Raw genomic sequence first — 16,786 nt, forward strand, 5'->3', positions numbered from 1 at the left:
GTGTCAGTGTCGTGTGCGGGCCGTGCCAGCGCGACCGAGCATCCTCATCGTGTCGGACCGAACAGGTCCGGCTCCGACATGAGGAGTAAGCATGAGCGCAATCATCGAGGCCTCCGGACTACGGAAGCGCTTCGGCACCACCCAGGCCCTGGACGGCGTCGACCTGTCCGCCGAACAGGGCAGCGTGCTCGGTGTCCTCGGCCCGAACGGCGCCGGCAAGACGACCGCGGTCCGGATCCTGGCCACCCTGCTGCAGCCCGACCAGGGCACCGCCCGGATCGACGGGTACGACGTCGTCAACCAACCGCAGAAGGTCCGCGAGGCGGTCGGCCTGACCGGTCAGTACGCCTCTGTGGACGAGGATCTGACCGGCACCGAGAACCTGGTGATGATCGGTCAGCTGCTCAACCTGAGCGGTTTCCAGGCGCGGGCTCGGGCCAAGGAACTGCTGAGCTGGTTCGATCTCAGCGAGGCCGCCGGCAAACCGGCGAAGAAGTACTCCGGCGGCATGCGTCGCCGTCTCGATCTTGCCGCCAGCCTGGTCGGCCGGCCGGCGGTGATCTTCCTGGATGAACCGACCACCGGTCTCGATCCGGCCAAGCGGGAGGACATGTGGGACGTCATCCGCGACCTGGTCTCGGAAGGTTCGACGGTGCTGCTGACCACGCAGTACCTGGACGAGGCCGACGCGCTGGCCGACCGGATCTCGGTCATCGATCAGGGCCGAGTGATCGCCAACGACACCGCCGACGGTCTGAAGCGGGTGATCGGCGGACACCGGATCAAGGTCCGGCCGTCGGATGCCGACCAGCTCGGCGCCGTACGGGAGTTGCTGGGTCGGATCGGCACCGGCGAGGTCGAAGTGACCGGACGGAACACGCTGACCGTACCGGTTGCCGACGAGTCGCTGCTGCCGGTCGTGGTCAGTCAACTGGCCGATCGCCGGATCGGCGTCACCGAACTTTCGCTGCACCTGCCGACGCTGGACGAGGTCTTCCTCACCCTGACCGGCAAGAAGGCAACCGACGATGAGGAGGAAGCAGCATGAGCACCATCACCGCCACCCGACCGAACCCCACCGACCAGCAACTGGAACCGGTCCGGGAACGATCCGCGATCGTCAGGTACCTGACACATTGTCTGGTGCTGGCCAAACGCAGCTTGATCAAGACCATGCGGACACCGGAGGCGCTGGTCGACGTGACCATCCAGCCGGTGATCTTCCTCGGCCTGTTCACCTACATCTTCGGCGGCGCGATCGCCGGCGGCTCGCAGAGTGACTATCTGCAGTTCCTGCTGCCCGGCATCCTCGGCCAGACCATCGCGATGGCCGGGATCAGCCTGGGATCGAATCTGAACAGCGACATCGAGAAGGGCGTCTTCGACCGCTTCCGGGCGTTGCCGATCGGCCGGGCGGTGCCGCTGGTCGGCGCGGTGATGGCCGACGTGGTCCGCTATCTGATCTTGGTCCTGGTGACCGTCGGGGTCGGTACGATCATGGGATTTCGCTTCCAGGGAAGCGTTGCCGGGGCCATCGGCGGGATTGCGCTGGCGATCGGCTTCGCCCTCTGCTTCGTCTGGGTGTCGGTGTTCATCGGGATGAAGGCCCGTACCTCGGGCGCTGTCACCGGCCTGAGCATGTTGATCGTGATGCCGCTGAGCTTCGGCAGCAACGTGTTCGTCCCGACCGGCACCATGCCCGGCTGGCTGCAGACCTTCGTCAAGGTCAACCCGATGACCCATCTGGTGTCGGCAATGCGGGAGCTGTTCACCGGCCAACCCTGGACCACCGACGTGCTTTGGACGCTGGCCTGGATGGCGCTGCTGCTGATCGTCTTCGTCCCGCTGGCCGTGCGCGCCTACCGGCGCCGGGTCTAGACGAGTCGAAGGTCCTGGAGTCCGAGCTCGGTGATCAAACCGTCCGGCTCCAGGGCCTTCATCGCGTCCGGCCGAGCCAGCCGCTTGCCCGACTCGAAGTGTTCGCGGAAGGTCGCGTCGTCCAACAGGGGATTGATCACCCGCAGGACGTTGGCCCGGCGGCCCTGCTGAAAGTTGTCGACGCCGATGAAGCCCGCGCCGATTCCGAGCAGGTACGCCGCCCGCTCGGGCCGGCCCGCCGTTGCGGCCAGATCCGCCAGCACCGTACTGAATTCGCTGATCAGCGGGATGTCCTGGGTGATCATGGTGGCGCGGAACCCGGACCGGATGTCCGCGACGGCCTGGGCGAGGTGACGAAGTCCGTCCTCGGTCCCGGTGCCGGCCAGCCTGGCCGCGCCGCACTCGGCCACGGCGATCGCACCGGTGCAGATCGCGGTGCGATGGCTGGCGAACCGGTTCGGATGATCATCATCGGCGATCTTGGCGCGCAGTTCGGCGGCCAACGCCAGCGCTCCGTCATGATCATCTTCCTGCCAGCGCAACTCCACCTCGACGGCGTCGGCGAACAGCCGCCGCTCCACCTCCATGGCGGAATGACCGGCCTCTCGCAAGGCGTCCAGATGCCGTCGCGCACTCGCGAGGTCCGAAGTCTGCATCGCCAACGCTGCCAGCCGCAGGTGGATGATCAAGGTGTCACCGTCGGCGCCCATCAGCGGCGACAGCACGAGAGCTTTCTCCAGCAGTTCGATCGCCTCCGGTATGTCACCGCGCAGGGTGAGGACCTGCGCTCGGAAGTTCATCGTCGACGACAATCCCCAGCGGTCACCGCAGACCTCGAACTCCTCCGCGGCCCGGGCCGAGTAGCGATCCATCGCGGGCAGGTCGCCGGCGTTCTCGGCGATGCTGGCCACGATCATGAAGACCAGGCCGCGCACCCACGGATCGCCCGACTGCTCGGCATCACGTACGAGGCCGGTCACCAACTCGCCGGAGACCAGCGGCGGAGCCGGCCACGGATGTCCGCCGTCGGTGCCATCCTCGAGTTGCTCGGAACCCTCGGCGAGATTCAGATAGACCGGCAGCATCAACCGGAGCGCATTCAGACTGGCGAACGGCGGTTCCGGGCTGCTCTCGAGTCGCGGCATGATGTCGGCGACCTTGCTCCGCAGCTGTGTCCATTTGACGTCCGGTGAGCCGGTGGCGTTCGCCAGCGCAGCGGCCAAACGACCGTAATCCAGCAGCGAGTCCGGTTGATCATCACCGGGCTCGCGCTCCATCGCCGCGATCGACTGCTCCAGCCAGTAGCCCAGCTCGTTCTCATGATCACGCACCTGGAACAACCACAACATCGCCAAGATCATCAACAGTCCGTCCCGGGCTCGCTGATTGTCCAGCAGGTAACGGACTGCGGCGAAGATGTTGTCCCGCTCCAGGTCCAGCGTCCTGCGCGCTTCCAGCTGACGGCGGTCCCGCAACGCCGGCTCGAGCTGCTGGACAAGCTCAAGAAAGTAGTCGGCCAGCCGGTCCCGGGTCGCCAACAGTCCGCCCGTCTCGGTCAGCCGCTCGATCCCGTACTCGCGAATGGTCTCCAGCATCCGGTAACGGACCGGACTGGTCGCGGAGCGCTGCAGCAGTGACTTGTCGCTGAGCGTGATCAACAACTCGCTGATCGACGATGCCGGAAGTTGATCATCGGCACAGATCGCGGTGGCGGTGTCGATGCCAACCCCGGCAGGGAAAACGGCCAGCCGCATGGCGAGCAGACGTTCGGCTTCGGTGAGCAGGTCCCAGCTCCACTCGACCACCGCGCGCAGTGTGCGGTGGCGCGGCAGGCTGGTCCGGCTGCCGCCGGTGAGCAGCCGGAATCGGTCCGACAGCAGCCGGGCGATGTCGGCCACCGGCAGGGCGCGCAGCCGGGCGGCGGCCAGTTCGATCGCCAGTGGCAGCCCGTCCAACCGACGCACGATCTCCAACACCGGCGACAGCGTCTGCTCGCCCAGCCGGAAGCCGGGATCGATCGCGGTGGCCCGATCCAGCCAGAGTCGTACGGCGGCGAAGTCGGCGGCCCGGTCCAACGGGCAGTCCAGCGGCGGCAGATTCAGCGGCGGCAGCCCGCACAGCACCTCGCCGGTGATCGCCAGCGGCTCTCGGCTCGTCGCCAGCACTCGCAGGTTCGGCACTTGGGCGAGCACGTCCTCGGCGAACTTGGCCGCACCGTCGATCAGATGCTCGCAGTTGTCCAGCACCAGCAGGCAGGGTTGCTGGCGCAGCTGGTCGAGCAACCGCTCGGTCTCGTCGACCGACACCGCCCGTTCGTTGCGCTCCAGCAGCCGCGGATCCATCAGCCCGAGCGCGCCCAGCACGGCTCCGGGGATGTTCTCGCCGGCGCCGACCGGGGCCAGCTCGACCAGCCAGGCCGGGTGCCCGGTCCGGGCCAGCCAGCGAGTCGCCGCCTCGGTCGCGGTCCGAGTCTTGCCCGCGCCGCCCGGCCCGACCACGGTGACCAGCCGGCTGCTCGCCAGGCTCTGCGCCAGCAGCGCCATCTCCGCCTCCCGGCCGACGAAGCTGGTCAGCCCCGGCCGCAGATTGGTACGAGGTCCGGCGGCTGCCCCGGCCGGTGTCGTGGCCGGCTGCAACTCCCCGCGCAGCAGCGCCAGGTGCAACTCCTGCAACTCGGGGCCGGGGTCGCTGCCGAACTGCTCGGCCAGGTAGTTGCGGCAGCGTTCGTAGGCGGCCAGTGCCTCGCTGGTCCGCCCGGCAGCGGCCAGTGCACGCAGCTGCTGGGCGGCGAATCCCTCGCGCAGCGGATGCGCGCGGACCAGCTGCTCCAGCTCGGTGATCAGCTCCGTCGCACGGCCGAGGCCGAGCAGGATGTCGATCCGGGTACCGAACAGGTCAAGCTGCTGATTGCGGTAGGCCGTCGCCACCGGCACCGCGTACTCGGCGTTGCCGGCATCGGCCAGCGGATCGCCCCGCCACAGCACCAACGCGTCGGTGCAGGCCGCCAGAGCCTCATCCAGACGCCCCTCCCGATGCAGCCGACGTGCCTGGTCGGCGAGCTGCTCGAAGCGGCGCAGATCGACCGCGTCCCGCTCGACCTGAAGCCGATAGCCGATCGGCTCGGCCCGGACGAGGTCGCCGTCACCGAGCGCGCGCCGCAGCCGGGACACCAACGACTGCAGGGCGTTCGCGGCGTCGGCCGGCGGTTCCTCGCCCCAGACCGCGTCGACCAGTTCGGCGGACGGGACCGGCTTGGGCGCATCAACGGCCAGCCGGACCAGCAGTGACCGCAACCGCGACCCGGTCACCGCGATCGGTCGGCCGGCCACGGTGATCTCGAGCGAGCCGAGGAGCGCGATCTGCATGGGCACCATCTTCGCCGACCGGGGTGTTCCCGCGCAGGTCGGGCGCTCCCGCGCAGCCGCGGCGCTCCCGCGCAAGTTCGTACGTAGTTCGTACGTCCGCGGCTGCGCCAACGGTGCGCGGGAACGTTCGCGGCTGCGACGGATTCATCCGAACGCTCCTAAACTCGCCTCGGTGGGACGAGGGACCTCGGGCGCAGAGCCGGGGCCCGAAGGAGACGGCATGGGGCTTCGGCGGAGTTCGGTGGTCAGCGCGGTGATCGTGGTCGGTGCCGCCCTGATCGCCGGTGGCGCGTTGCTCCTGGTGCTGCTGCAGTCGGCACTGATCAACACCACCAAGGTGGCGTTGGAGGAACGCGGCCGCGATGTCTCCCAGCTGGTGCTGCAGAGCGGCACCGACGGCATCAACCTGGAGTTGACCGCCGACCTCGAACATGGCGAACGGATCCAGTTGATCAACGCGCACGGCACCGTGCTGCAGAGTTCCGACGATCGGCTGACCACCCCGATGGCCCCGGGCTTGCTGCCCGAGCCGGGGCACAGCCAGAGCCGGCGGCTGGGCGAGGTGCCGGCGCTGGGCAGCGACGAGGACGTGCTGGTCGCGGCGTACGGGTTCACCGATCACGGGCATCGGCTGGTGGTGCAGGTCGGCCGCCCGATCCAGATCCAGTCCGACACCATCCGAACGGTCGGCTGGTTCCTGCTCGGCGGCGGTCCGTTGCTGTTGGGAGTGGTCGCGGTCTCGGTCTGGGTGCTGGTCGGCCGTTCGCTGCGTACGGTGGACCGGATCACCACCCAGGTCGGCCAGATCGGTGCCCAGAGTCTGGACGAACGGGTCGACGTGCCGCCCACTGCGGACGAGATCGAGCATCTGGCCCGGACGATGAACTCGATGCTGGATCGCTTGCAGGCTTCGGATCGCGCCCAGCGGGCCTTCGTCTCCGATGCCAGCCACGAGTTGCGCAGCCCGCTGTCGACCCTGGTGGTGACCTCCGAGATCGCCTCCGCGGATCCGACCGGGCGGACCTGGCTGGAGATGGGGGATCTGGTCGATTCCGAGGTCCGCCGGATGCAGGGCCTGGTGGACGATCTGCTCACCCTGGCCAAGGTCGACGCCAACGGACTGATCCTGCATCGTCAGGAAGTCGATCTGGACGACCTGTTGCAGACCGAGTTGCGGCGGCTGCGTACGGCGTCGACGGTCGAGGTGACCGCCCGAATCGAGCCGGTGCGGGTGGACGGAGATCCGGACCGGCTGGCGCAGGTGATTCGCAACATCGTCGACAACGCTCGGACCCACAGCCGGGGCCGGGTGGCGATCACGCTGGCCCGGGTGCAGGACTACGCGCAGATCATGATCGACAACGACGGCCCGGTGGTGCCGCCGCAGGACCGGCAACGGATCTTCGAACGCTTCGTACGACTGGACGACGATCGGTCACGCGACAGCGGCGGCAGCGGGCTCGGACTGGCGATCAGCGCGGCGATCATGGCCGGGCACGGCGGCAGCATCACGGTCGGAGAAGATGATCATGGCTGGTGCCGATTCGTGATCGAGTTGCCGGTGCAGCCGGGATCCGACCAAGATCACGAACTGCTGGAGGAACAGTCCGAGGTGGACGATGAATCGGACGGTCAGGACGCGCCGTCGGCCGACGCGCCGGCGCTGGCCGATTCGGCCGCGTTGACGGACGCACCGACCGACGCCTCCTCGTCCGGCTGGTCGGCCATCAACCGATAGCCCATTCCACGGACGGTCACCAGCGTGTGCAGGCCGAACGGGATGTCGATCTTCTTGCGCAGGTAGCTGATGTAGACCTCGACCACGTTCTCGCTGCCGTCGAAGCTGGAATCCCAGACGTTGTCCAGGATCTCGCTCTTGGTGACGATGTCGCCGGCGTGGCGCATCAGGTAGGACAACAACCCGTACTCGCGAGCGGTGAGGGTGATCTCGTGCTCACCGCGATGCACCCGCCGCTTGGCCGGATCCAGCCGCAGGCTGCCGACCGAGACGATGTTCGGCCGCTCCGGGGTGCCGCGCCGGATCAGCGCCCGCAGTCGCGCGACCAGCACGATGAAGCTGAACGGCTTGGTCAGGTAGTCGTCGGCGCCGAGATCGAAGGCGTCGGTCTGGTCGTAGTCGCCGTCCTTGGCGGTCAGCATCAGCACCGGCGTCCAGATCTTGCGTCGGCGGATCTCCTTCAGCACGTCGTACCCGTTCAGCCGGGGCAACATGATGTCCAGCACGATCGCGTCGTAGCTGTTCTCGGTCGCCGACCACAGTCCGCTGATGCCGTCATTGCAGACATCGACGACGAAGTCCTCCTGGCGCAGCCCGACCCTGATCGACTCGGCGAGCTTCTTCTCGTCCTCGACCACGAGCACCCGCATCGGTCCACCTTTCCCAAGCTCCACCGGTCACGGGATCTTCCACCGCGGCCCCGACCTATTCTTGCCCGCTCATCCTGAGTCTCAGCCTAGGAGCCTCCGACCAGGTCCGCGCCGGACGCCGGACCTCGCGAACACAATCGCCCGCGCATTGATCGACAACGCGGGTTCGAGGCCGATATCGGCCAATCGGCGGGTGGTTCTGTTCGCGGGAATCGTCGCCCCGGTGGCGCCCACCGTGTCCGGGGCACACTCCGGGACAGTGGCCACCTCGGTTATCCACAGCTGCGCGGGTGGTTCGAAGCGGCATCCACAGCCCCCCGGCCGGCTTCGGCACAAAAGTCGCAATGTCGAGGTATGAGAGCGAGCCACAATCAGCACCTGATCCATGAGGTTCTGCAGTGGAATGGCGTGATCGCCCGCCGAGCCCACCTGGACCTGTCCCAGACGATCGGCCGGATGCTGCGGGCCGGCGAACTCGTCGCGTTGCTCCCCGGTGTCTACACCTGGGCGCGCTGGGCGGGCGACCCGACCGTCCGCCTGCTGGCTGTCGCGGCCTGGTCCCCGGACGCCGTCGTCTGCCGGCTCGCCGCCGCCCGACTCACTTTCTGGCCCGAGGTGGATCATGGCGAGCTGGATCTGGCCGTCAGCGATCGACGCTGCTCCGCGAAGGGATTTCGGCTGCACCGCCGGCGACTTCCGCCCGAGCACATCGTCGGCTGGCCGCTGCTGGGGGAGGACGCCGCGACCGACGGCCGAGGGATCGTACCGATCACGGGCCCGGCGCTGACGGCGGTCGATCTCTGCGCCGAGCTGGGCGGGGAACCCATCGACCGGGTCTTGCGCAGCCGTCAAGCCCGGCTCGCGGATCTGCGTGGGGCGTTGGAGTGCACGGCGCACCGGTCCGGAAACCGCGACCGCCGCCGCGTACTCGTCGAATCCCGTGCCGAGCCATGGTCCGCCGCGGAGCGGAAGGGGCACCGGCTGCTGTTCGAGGCCGGAATCGGTGGTTGGTTCGCGAACTTCGAGGTTGCCGTCGGCGGGAAGACCTACTACCTCGACATTGCGTTTCCGCACCTCAAGTTGGCCGTCGAGATCGATGGCCGATTTCATGAGGACGATCCGGACCAGTTCCAATCCGACCGGGAACGACAGAATGCGGTGCAACTCGCCGGATGGTTCGTGCTGCGCTTCACCTGGTACGACCTGGTGGATCGCCCGAAGGTCGTGATCGCCCAGATCCGTGCCGCCCTTGCGCGCTGCCGGAAACTGGCGGGTATTCGCTGACCGATGCCGCGCCGGATCCCGGACCTCGCGAACACGATCGCCCGCGCATTGATCGAAATCGGGCGTTCGGAGCCAATCTTGATCAATCAGCGGGTGATTCTGTTCGCGGGCACCGCTGACCCGGGGACCGGTAGCCACGACACGTTCACTCCCGCCCCTGGCACCACAACAATCCCAGGTCGCTGCGTTACCGTGAGCGGCGTCGCTGTGACGCAGGCCACGTTCACAAACTGCGCCCGGCGGGGCAGACTCAGGACAACATCGGGCAACAGCGGAGTTGATCGAGGTGATACGCGTGGGCGATCAGATGGTGACCGCCGCGCACGATGTGCTGTTGATCGGCGGCGGCGCCGCGGGACTGCGGGCCGCGATCGCCATCTCGGAGTCCGATGCCGACCTTGACGTGGCGGTCATCTCCAAGGTCTATCCGATGCGCAGCCACACGGTGTCGGCCGAGGGCGGTGCGGCCGGCGCGATCGCCGAGGACGACAGCATCGAGGAGCACATCTACGACACCATCTCCGGCAGCGACTGGCTCGGCGACCAGGACGCGATCGAGACGTTCGTCAACGATGCACCGCGGCAACTGCTGCAACTGGAGCACTGGGGCTGCCCGTGGAGCCGGCAGCCGAGCGGCAAGATCGCGGTCCGCCCGTTCGGCGGGATGAAGAAGAAACGGACCTGGTACGCCGCCGACAAGACCGGCTTCCACCTGCTGCACACCCTCTTCCAGACTTCGCTCAAGTACGGCGCGCTGACCCGCTACGACGAGTGGTTCGTGACCAAACTGCTGGTCGACGAGGGCCGGGCGTACGGGGTGGTGGCGATCGAGCTGAGCACCGGCAAGATCCACACCATCACCGCCAAATCGCTGGTGCTGGCCACGGGCGGCTGCGGCAAGGTGTTCCCGTTCACCACCAACGCCAACATCAACACCGGCGACGGGATGGCGCTGGCCTACCGCGCGGGCGCGCCGCTGAAGGACATGGAGTTCGTCCAGTACCACCCGACCGGTTTGCCGTTCACCGGGATCCTGATCACCGAGGCCGCCCGGGCCGAGGGCGGCTGGCTGATCAACAAGGACGGCTACCGGTTCCTGCAGGACTACGACCTCGGCAAGCCGACACCGGAGCCGCAACTGCGGAGCATGGAGCTGGGACCCAGGGACCGGGTGTCCCAGGCGATCGTCGGCGAGATCCAGAAAGGGCGGGCGATCGAGACCCCGTACGGGCAGGTCGTTCACCTGGACCTGCGTCACCTGGGGGAGAAGAAGATCGAGGAACGGATCCCGTTCGTCCGTGAACTCTGCCTGAAGTACGAACGGATCGACCCGGTCACCGAGTTGATCCCGGTCCGGCCGGTGGTGCACTACATGATGGGCGGCGTCCACACCGACCTCGACGGGCTGACCGGCATCGAGGGTCTGTACGCGGCCGGCGAGACCGCCTGCGTCAGCATCAACGGCGCGAACCGGTTGGGTTCCAATTCGCTGCCGGAGTGCCTGGTCTTCGGCGCTCGCGCCGGGCGGTCGGCGGCGCAGTTCGCCACCGCGCACCCGGACACGACGCTGCCCGCCGCGATCAGCGCCCAGGCCGCCGACGAGACCCGCCGGCTGACCGAGCTGATCGGTCGTGACGGCAGTGAACAGGTGTCGCAGATCCGCGAGCAGATGCAGCACACGATGGAGGGCGCGGCCGGCATCTACCGCAACGCCGACGACCTGGGCAAGGGGATGGAGGTGCTGGCCGAGCTGCAGGAGCGGATGGCCAAGACCGGCGTCGCCGACGCCGGCGGCCCGTTCAACACCGAGCTGACCGCGGCGCTGGAGCTGGCCAATCTGCTGGACATCGCCCAGACCATGTTGCACTCGGCGATGGAGCGGACGGAGTCCCGCGGCGCCCATCAGCGAACCGACTTCCCGGCTCGCGACGACGATCGGTTCCTCACCCATCAGCTGGTGTATCGCGAGCCGGACGGCAGCTCTCGGCTGGAACAGCTGCCGGTGACGATCACCCGGTGGCCGCCGGGAGAACGGGTCTACGGGAGGTAGCAGATGCCCAATTCCGATCCGCACGGCTCGATCACCCTCAAGGTCTCCCGCTTCGCCGCGGGCGAGGAGGAGCCGACCTGGCAGGAGTACGAGGTCCCGCTGCGGGACGACTGGACGGTCCTGGACGGGCTGAACTACGTGAAGGACCGGCTCGATCCGACGTTGGCCTACCGGTGGTCCTGCCGGATGGGCGTCTGCGGCAGTTGCGGGATGAACATCGCTGAACAACCCCGGCTGAGCTGCGGCACCTTCTTGTCCGACTTCGCCCCCGGCCCGGTCCGGGTCGAACCCCTGGCCCACTTCCCGGTGGTCCGCGACCTGGTGGTGGACATCGGCGACTTCATGCAGAAGCTGCCCAAGGTCAAGCCGTGGATCATCCGCGACGAGGAGCCACTCGAGGACGGCGAGTATCTGCAGACGCCGGACGAGTTGGACGCGTACCGGCAGTTCAGCGGCTGCATCAACTGCATGCTCTGCTACGCCGCCTGCCCGGTGTACGGGCTGGATCCGGACTTCGCCGGTCCGGCCGCGATCGCGCTGGCCGAACGGTACGACCTGGACTCCCGCGACCGCGGCGCCCGGGAACGGCTGGACGTACTGATCGAGAAGGAGGGGGTCTGGGGCTGCACCTTCGTCGGCGAATGCACCCGGGTCTGCCCCAAGCACGTCGATCCGGCCTCGGCGATCCAGCGCTACAAGCTGAAGGCCGCCACCGAGAACCTGAAGGCCATCCTGCTGCCCCGGGGTGCCCGATGAACCGGCGGTGCCCGATGAACCGGCGGTGCCCGATGAACAGGGGCGCCCGATGACCGTCCGTGATCCGGCCGCCCAGACCGGCTATCGGCGGCCGATGTCGACCTGGTGGTGGACCAAGAAGGGCACCTACTTCCTGTTCGTGATGCGCGAGCTGAGCAGCCTGTTCGTCGGCTGGTTCGTGCTCTATCTGCTGTTGCTGTTCACCGCGCTGGCCCGCGGCGAGTCCGCCTTCGGAAACTTCGTGGACTGGGCCGGGCAGCCATGGGTGGTGATCATCAACGTGATCAGTTTCCTGTTCGCGGCGCTGCACACGGTCACCTGGTTCCTGCTCACCCCACGCGCCATGGTGATCAAGCTCGGCAGCGCCCGGGTCAGTGCCGCGGCCATCGTCGCCGGGCAGTACGTGGTGCTGGTCGCGGTGTCGATCTTCGTCTGGTGGTTGGTGGTCCATGACTGAGCTCTCGGCCCGCCGTGCGGGTCGCCCCAAGGTCCATGCCGAACCCGTTCTCTGGTTGGGATTCAGCGCCGGTGGGGTGGTGGTGTCGTTGCTGCTGCCGGTGTTGATCTTGCTCTTCGGGCTGGCGCTGCCGCTGGGTTGGGTGGACATCGACTATCGGCATCTGCTCGCGGTGGTGGGCAATCCGGTAACTGTGGTGCTGACCGCACTGGCGCTGATCGCGATGCTCGTCCACGCCGGACACCGATTCCGCTACACCCTCTACGACGGGCTGCAGTTGAAGCACCGCGGCCTGATCGCGGTGATCTGTTACGGGTTGGCGATCATCGGTTCGATCGCCGCCGTTGTGATCTTGATCATGGTCGCGGTGGCTTCCTGACCGCGGGACAAGCCGGCGGTGTGGTGCCGGTCACTCGGCCGATGAGGTGTTGGCCACACACGCCCGTACGGGTTTAATGCCACCCGCGCCAAAGGTCTAGTGTTGGCCGCGTGGCGACGACGACACCCACTCAAAAGACAGCACCAGCGCGCAAACAGCTGACCGCCAAGCAGAAGGCCTGGCGGTCATCGGTCGCGCTCAAGGCGCTGATGGCCGTCACCGGTCTGATCTTCGTGCTGTTCCTGCTGGCACACATGTACGGCAACCTGATGGCCTTCGGCGGCGAGAACACGTTCAACACGTACTCAAGCCACCTGCACACCCTGGGCGAGCCGATCCTTCCCTACGACGGGTTCTTCTGGATCCTGCGGGTGGTCCTGCTGGCCGCGTTGTTCGGCCACGTCTACTCCGCGATCGTGATCACCCGGCGTGACGTGAAGGCGCGGACCGGGATGAAGAAGCGCTACCAGACCAACAAGGGACGGCGCGGTGTGCAACGCACCTACGCGTCGTTCACGTTGCGCTGGGGCGGGGTGGTGATCTTCCTGTACGTGATCTTCCACATCCTGAACCTGACCACCGGAAACATCCATCCGGGCGGTGCGTCGCCGAGCCCGTACGACCGACTGCTGAACAGCATGAGCGTCTGGTGGGTGGTGGCGGTCTACACGCTGGCCATCCTGGCGGTCGGCTTCCACGTCCGGCACGGTGTCTGGAGCGGGCTGACCACGCTCGGCGCCAACACCAGCCAGGTCGTCCGCCGCCGACTCAACATCATCGCCTACGTCGTGGCCGGTCTGATCACCGTCGGCTTCCTGCTGGTGCCGTGGTCGATCGTCGCCGGCGTGATCACCCGCTGACCCCCGAGCGCGAGGAATCTCATGTCTGACAACGAATCCCCGGTGACCGAGTCTTCAGTTGCTCTCGGAGTCGACGCCGACGATCTCTACTCGCTCGGCGACCCGATCGCCGACACCAAGGCGCCGGACAGCCCGATCCAGGACATGTGGGATCAGCGGATCTTCACCGCCAAGCTGGTGAACCCGAGCAACCGCCGCAAGCTCAGCGTGATCGTGATCGGCACCGGCCTGGCGGGTGCCTCGGCAGCGGCCACCCTCGGTGAGTCCGGACTGCACGTGAAGAGCTTCTGCTATCAGGACAGTCCGCGGCGGGCGCACTCGATCGCGGCTCAGGGCGGCATCAACGCGGCCAAGAACTACCGCAACGACGGTGACTCGGTCTACCGGCTGTTCTACGACACCGTCAAGGGCGGCGACTACCGCTCCCGGGAGACCAACACCTACCGGCTGGCCCAGGTCAGCACTCAGATCATCGACCAGTGCGTGTCCCAGGGCGTCCCGTTCGCCCGCGAATACGGCGGCATGCTGGACAACCGGTCCTTCGGCGGCGTGCAGGTGTCGCGGACGTTCTACGCCCGCGGGCAGACCGGCCAGCAGTTGCTGCTCGGCGCCTACCAGGCGTTGGAGCGGCAGATCGCGGCCGGCACCGTGACCGCGTACACCCGGCACGACATGCAGGAGTTGATCATCGTCGACGGCCGCGCCCGCGGCATCGTCGCCCGGAACATGATCACCGGTGAGTTGGAGACCCACTTCGCCGATGCGGTGGTGCTGGCCTCCGGCGGCTACGGCAACGTGTACTACCTGTCCACCAACGCGATGGGCTCCAACGTGACCGCCGCCTGGCGGGCGCACCGCAAGGGTGCGCTGATGGCAAACCCTTGCTACACACAGATCCATCCGACCTGCATCCCGGTCTCCGGTGACTATCAGTCCAAGCTCACCTTGATGAGCGAGTCGCTGCGCAACGACGGCCGGATCTGGGTGCCGAAGCGGGCCGAGGACTGCGAAAAGGATCCGCGGGACATCCCGGAGGAGGATCGCGACTACTACCTGGAGCGGATCTATCCCTCCTTCGGCAACCTAGTACCGCGAGATATCGCCTCCAGGGCAGCGAAGTACGTCTGCGACGAGGGTCGCGGTGTCGGGCCGAAGGTCGGCGATTTCCGCCGTGGCGTCTACCTCGACTTCTCCGAGGCGATGTCGCGGATGACCCAGCATCAGATCGCGGAGAAGTACGGCAACCTGTTCGACATGTACGAGCGGATCACCGGTGAGTCGCCGTACCGGGTGCCGATGCGGATCTATCCGGCGGTGCACTACGTGATGGGTGGACTGTGGGTGGATTACGACCTGCAGTCGACCATCCCCGGCCTGTACGTGGCCGGCGAGGCCAACTTCTCCGATCATGGTGCGAACCGCCTGGGCGCCAGCGCTCTGATGCAGGGGCTGGCCGACGGCTACTTCGTGCTGCCGAACACGATCAACGACTATCTGGCCGGCGGACCGTACGAGAAGATCGACGAGAACCATCCCGCCGCGGTGGAGGCGGTGGCCGCGGTCCGGCAGCGGATCGACAAGCTCTTGTCGATCAACGGCGAACGCACCGTCGACTCCTTCCACCGGGAACTCGGCAACATCATGTGGGAATACTGCGGGATGGAGCGGACCGAGGAAGGGCTGCGGAAGGCGATCGGTCAGATTCGCGAACTGCGGCAGGAATTCTGGACCAACGTCAGGGTGCTGGGCACGAACGAGGAGTTCAACCAGGCTCTGGAGCGGGCCAACCGAGTCGCCGACTTCCTGGAGCTGGGCGAGCTGATGTGCATCGACGCGCTGCATCGGCGGGAGTCCTGCGGGGCGCACTTCCGGGCCGAGAGCCAGACCGAGGACGGCGAGGCGCTGCGTGACGATGACGACTACACCTATGTCGCGGCCTGGGAGTTCGGTGGCACGTCGGCGCCGGGCGAGGTCGGCAAACCCGTGCTGCACAAGGAAGACCTGACTTACAAGTTCATCGAATTGAAGCAGCGCAGCTACAAGTGATCATGATCGGGCAGCGGAAGATGATCATGGTCGAGGAAGAGATGAGGACGAACGCGTGAAGATCACCGTACGGGTGTGGCGGCAGCCGAACGCTCAGGCCGAGGGCCGGATGGTCAGCTATGACGTCGACGAGGTCAGCACCGACATGTCCTTCCTGGAGATGCTGGACGTGCTGAACGAGCGGTTGACCTTGCGGGGCGAGGATCCGATCGCGTTCGACAGCGACTGTCGCGAGGGCATCTGCGGCATGTGCGGTGTGGTGATCAACGGTGAGGCACACGGCCCGGTGCAGACGACGACCTGCCAGTTGCAGATGCGTTCCTTCTCCGACGGCGACGTGATCGACATCGAGCCGTGGCGGGCGGATGCATTTCCGGTGGTCAAGGATCTGGTGGTCGACCGGAGTGCGTTCGACCGGATCATCCAGTCCGGCGGCTACATCAGCGCGCCGACCGGCGCGGCGCCGGACAGCCACGCGATGCCGATCCCGAAGGACGACGCCGACACCGCGTTCGACGCCGCGACCTGCATCGGCTGCGGCGCTTGCGTTGCGGCCTGCCCGAACGGTTCGGCGATGCTGTTCACCGGCGCCAAGATCACCCACCTCGGGCTGATGCCGCAGGGCCAGCCTGAGCGTGATTCACGGGTGATCGGGATGGTCTCCGCCCACGACGAGGAGGGCTTCGGCGGCTGCACGAACATCGGTGAGTGTGCCGCGGTGTGCCCGAAGGAGATCCCGCTGCAGGTGATCTCCCGGCTCAACCGCGACATGCTGCACGCCCTCTCCCGCTGCAGCAACGTGTCGGACTGACCTTTACGCGGTCGAGTCAGTGCCTGCTGCCGCGATCTGGTCCGGCGGCTTGCGTTCGGGACGACCCCCTCGCCCCGGGCGTGGTCGCGTCCACGGATTCGTCGCCGCGTGCCCTCCACTTCGGGTGGCCGATCGGGGTGGCACACCACCCAAAGTCGCGACAACACGAGTTCGGGCGGCTGATCAGGGGTCGCAGACCGCCCAAAGTCGCGTTGTCGCGAGTTCCGGCGGTCGGGGTGGTTGGGCCACTTTGGCCCCGAGCGCGCTGACGTTCTCCTCACGACGCCGGGCTTATGGGCATGTGTCGGTTAACAGGCCGGCGAAGTGGCCGACCGGCTTCGGCCCGGCGTCTGCGTTGTCGAGCTCCAAGATCAACTTATCTGCCGGACTCTCGCACGATCGTGCGTCAGTCGTGACTTGTCCGAGGTTCGGCGAACTTTGCCGAGCCAATGCGCCGTGCAAACTCGGCGAAACCGCAGCAACCTCGGACAAACGCAACGGAAGATCCGAGA

General features: G+C 67.1%; 13 protein-coding genes. 11 read left to right on the forward strand and 2 right to left on the reverse strand.

Going from position 1 to position 16,786, the window contains the following annotated elements; genetic code table 11:
- Nucleotides 1–91: 91 nt before the first annotated feature.
- Entirely contained in the window at nt 92–1,048 is a 957-nt protein-coding gene (locus FOE78_RS10855; RefSeq protein ID WP_143986298.1) for an ATP-binding cassette domain-containing protein, read from the forward strand.
- Nucleotides 1,045–1,878 carry an ABC transporter permease gene (locus FOE78_RS10860; protein WP_143986299.1) on the forward strand — a complete coding sequence of 278 codons (834 nt, stop codon included), beginning with the start codon at nt 1,045–1,047 and terminating at the stop codon, nt 1,876–1,878. The genes FOE78_RS10855 and FOE78_RS10860 overlap by 4 nt, the downstream gene beginning before the upstream one ends.
- Here FOE78_RS10860 and FOE78_RS10865 read toward each other — a convergent pair.
- Nucleotides 1,875–5,243, reverse strand: coding sequence for a BTAD domain-containing putative transcriptional regulator (locus FOE78_RS10865; RefSeq protein ID WP_168207473.1), 3,369 nt, complete (start codon nt 5,241–5,243; stop codon nt 1,875–1,877). The two genes, FOE78_RS10860 and FOE78_RS10865, sit on opposite strands and share 4 nt — an antisense overlap.
- 220 nt (nt 5,244–5,463) lie before the next feature.
- Between FOE78_RS10865 and FOE78_RS10870 the strand changes: the two genes are divergently transcribed.
- Nucleotides 5,464–6,981 (forward strand): sensor histidine kinase, encoded by a 1,518-nt coding sequence (locus tag FOE78_RS10870; protein WP_143986301.1) that lies wholly within the window; start codon nt 5,464–5,466, stop codon nt 6,979–6,981.
- Here FOE78_RS10870 and FOE78_RS10875 read toward each other — a convergent pair.
- On the reverse strand, nt 6,876–7,631 hold the full coding sequence (locus tag FOE78_RS10875; RefSeq protein WP_143986302.1) for a response regulator transcription factor: 756 nt from the start codon (nt 7,629–7,631) through the stop codon (nt 6,876–6,878). The two genes, FOE78_RS10870 and FOE78_RS10875, sit on opposite strands and share 106 nt — an antisense overlap.
- Nucleotides 7,632–7,985: 354 nt before the next feature.
- On the opposite strand from FOE78_RS10875, the gene FOE78_RS10880 reads away from it, so the two are divergent.
- The 8 genes from FOE78_RS10880 to FOE78_RS10915 all read left to right on the forward strand — a co-directional run bounded on the left by FOE78_RS10880 (nt 7,986) and on the right by FOE78_RS10915 (nt 16,274).
- Complete coding sequence (locus FOE78_RS10880; RefSeq protein WP_143986303.1) at nt 7,986–8,915, forward strand: DUF559 domain-containing protein; 930 nt, start codon at nt 7,986–7,988, stop codon at nt 8,913–8,915.
- Nucleotides 8,916–9,210: 295 nt separating this feature from the next.
- The gene (gene frdA, locus FOE78_RS10885) at nt 9,211–10,965 is read left to right on the forward strand and encodes a fumarate reductase (quinol) flavoprotein subunit (protein WP_228266155.1); all 1,755 of its coding nucleotides are present in this window, start codon (nt 9,211–9,213) and stop codon (nt 10,963–10,965) included.
- Nucleotides 10,966–10,968: 3 nt separating this feature from the next.
- The gene (sdhB, locus tag FOE78_RS10890; RefSeq protein ID WP_143986304.1) at nt 10,969–11,721 is read left to right on the forward strand and encodes a succinate dehydrogenase iron-sulfur subunit; all 753 of its coding nucleotides are present in this window, start codon (nt 10,969–10,971) and stop codon (nt 11,719–11,721) included.
- A 49-nt stretch (nt 11,722–11,770) separates the two neighbouring features.
- Nucleotides 11,771–12,178, forward strand: coding sequence for a fumarate reductase subunit C (locus tag FOE78_RS10895; RefSeq protein ID WP_143986305.1), 408 nt, complete (start codon nt 11,771–11,773; stop codon nt 12,176–12,178).
- On the forward strand, nt 12,171–12,557 hold the full coding sequence (gene frdD, locus FOE78_RS10900) for a fumarate reductase subunit FrdD (RefSeq protein ID WP_143986306.1): 387 nt from the start codon (nt 12,171–12,173) through the stop codon (nt 12,555–12,557). Before FOE78_RS10895 ends, frdD begins: the two co-directional genes overlap by 8 nt.
- A gap of 110 nt (nt 12,558–12,667) precedes the next feature.
- Entirely contained in the window at nt 12,668–13,417 is a 750-nt protein-coding gene (locus FOE78_RS10905) for a succinate dehydrogenase cytochrome b subunit (protein WP_143986307.1), read from the forward strand.
- Nucleotides 13,418–13,438: 21 nt separating this feature from the next.
- Nucleotides 13,439–15,463: a fumarate reductase/succinate dehydrogenase flavoprotein subunit gene (locus FOE78_RS10910; RefSeq protein ID WP_143986308.1), complete on the forward strand. Its 2,025-nt coding sequence runs from the start codon at nt 13,439–13,441 to the stop codon at nt 15,461–15,463.
- Nucleotides 15,464–15,518: 55 nt separating this feature from the next.
- Nucleotides 15,519–16,274 (forward strand): succinate dehydrogenase/fumarate reductase iron-sulfur subunit, encoded by a 756-nt coding sequence (locus FOE78_RS10915; protein WP_143986309.1) that lies wholly within the window; start codon nt 15,519–15,521, stop codon nt 16,272–16,274.
- The last annotated feature ends 512 nt before the right edge of the window (nt 16,275–16,786 follow it).

Source organism: Microlunatus elymi, from assembly GCF_007362775.1.
Classification (GTDB): domain Bacteria; phylum Actinomycetota; class Actinomycetes; order Propionibacteriales; family Propionibacteriaceae; genus Microlunatus; species Microlunatus elymi.

What these genes read in the sequence shown, in the direction of transcription:
- FOE78_RS10895 (WP_143986305.1), top strand. Translation starts at nt 11,771, where the DNA reads ATGACCGTCCGTGATCCGGCCGCCCAGACCGGCTATCGGCGGCCGATG.
- FOE78_RS10910 (WP_143986308.1), top strand. Translation starts at nt 13,439, where the DNA reads ATGTCTGACAACGAATCCCCGGTGACCGAGTCTTCAGTTGCTCTCGGA.
- FOE78_RS10865 (WP_168207473.1), bottom strand. Translation starts at nt 5,243, where the DNA reads ATGCAGATCGCGCTCCTCGGCTCGCTCGAGATCACCGTGGCCGGCCGA.
- frdD (WP_143986306.1), top strand. Translation starts at nt 12,171, where the DNA reads ATGACTGAGCTCTCGGCCCGCCGTGCGGGTCGCCCCAAGGTCCATGCC.
- sdhB (WP_143986304.1), top strand. Translation starts at nt 10,969, where the DNA reads ATGCCCAATTCCGATCCGCACGGCTCGATCACCCTCAAGGTCTCCCGC.
- FOE78_RS10855 (WP_143986298.1), top strand. Translation starts at nt 92, where the DNA reads ATGAGCGCAATCATCGAGGCCTCCGGACTACGGAAGCGCTTCGGCACC.
- FOE78_RS10880 (WP_143986303.1), top strand. Translation starts at nt 7,986, where the DNA reads ATGAGAGCGAGCCACAATCAGCACCTGATCCATGAGGTTCTGCAGTGG.
- FOE78_RS10860 (WP_143986299.1), top strand. Translation starts at nt 1,045, where the DNA reads ATGAGCACCATCACCGCCACCCGACCGAACCCCACCGACCAGCAACTG.
- FOE78_RS10875 (WP_143986302.1), bottom strand. Translation starts at nt 7,631, where the DNA reads ATGCGGGTGCTCGTGGTCGAGGACGAGAAGAAGCTCGCCGAGTCGATC.
- FOE78_RS10870 (WP_143986301.1), top strand. Translation starts at nt 5,464, where the DNA reads ATGGGGCTTCGGCGGAGTTCGGTGGTCAGCGCGGTGATCGTGGTCGGT.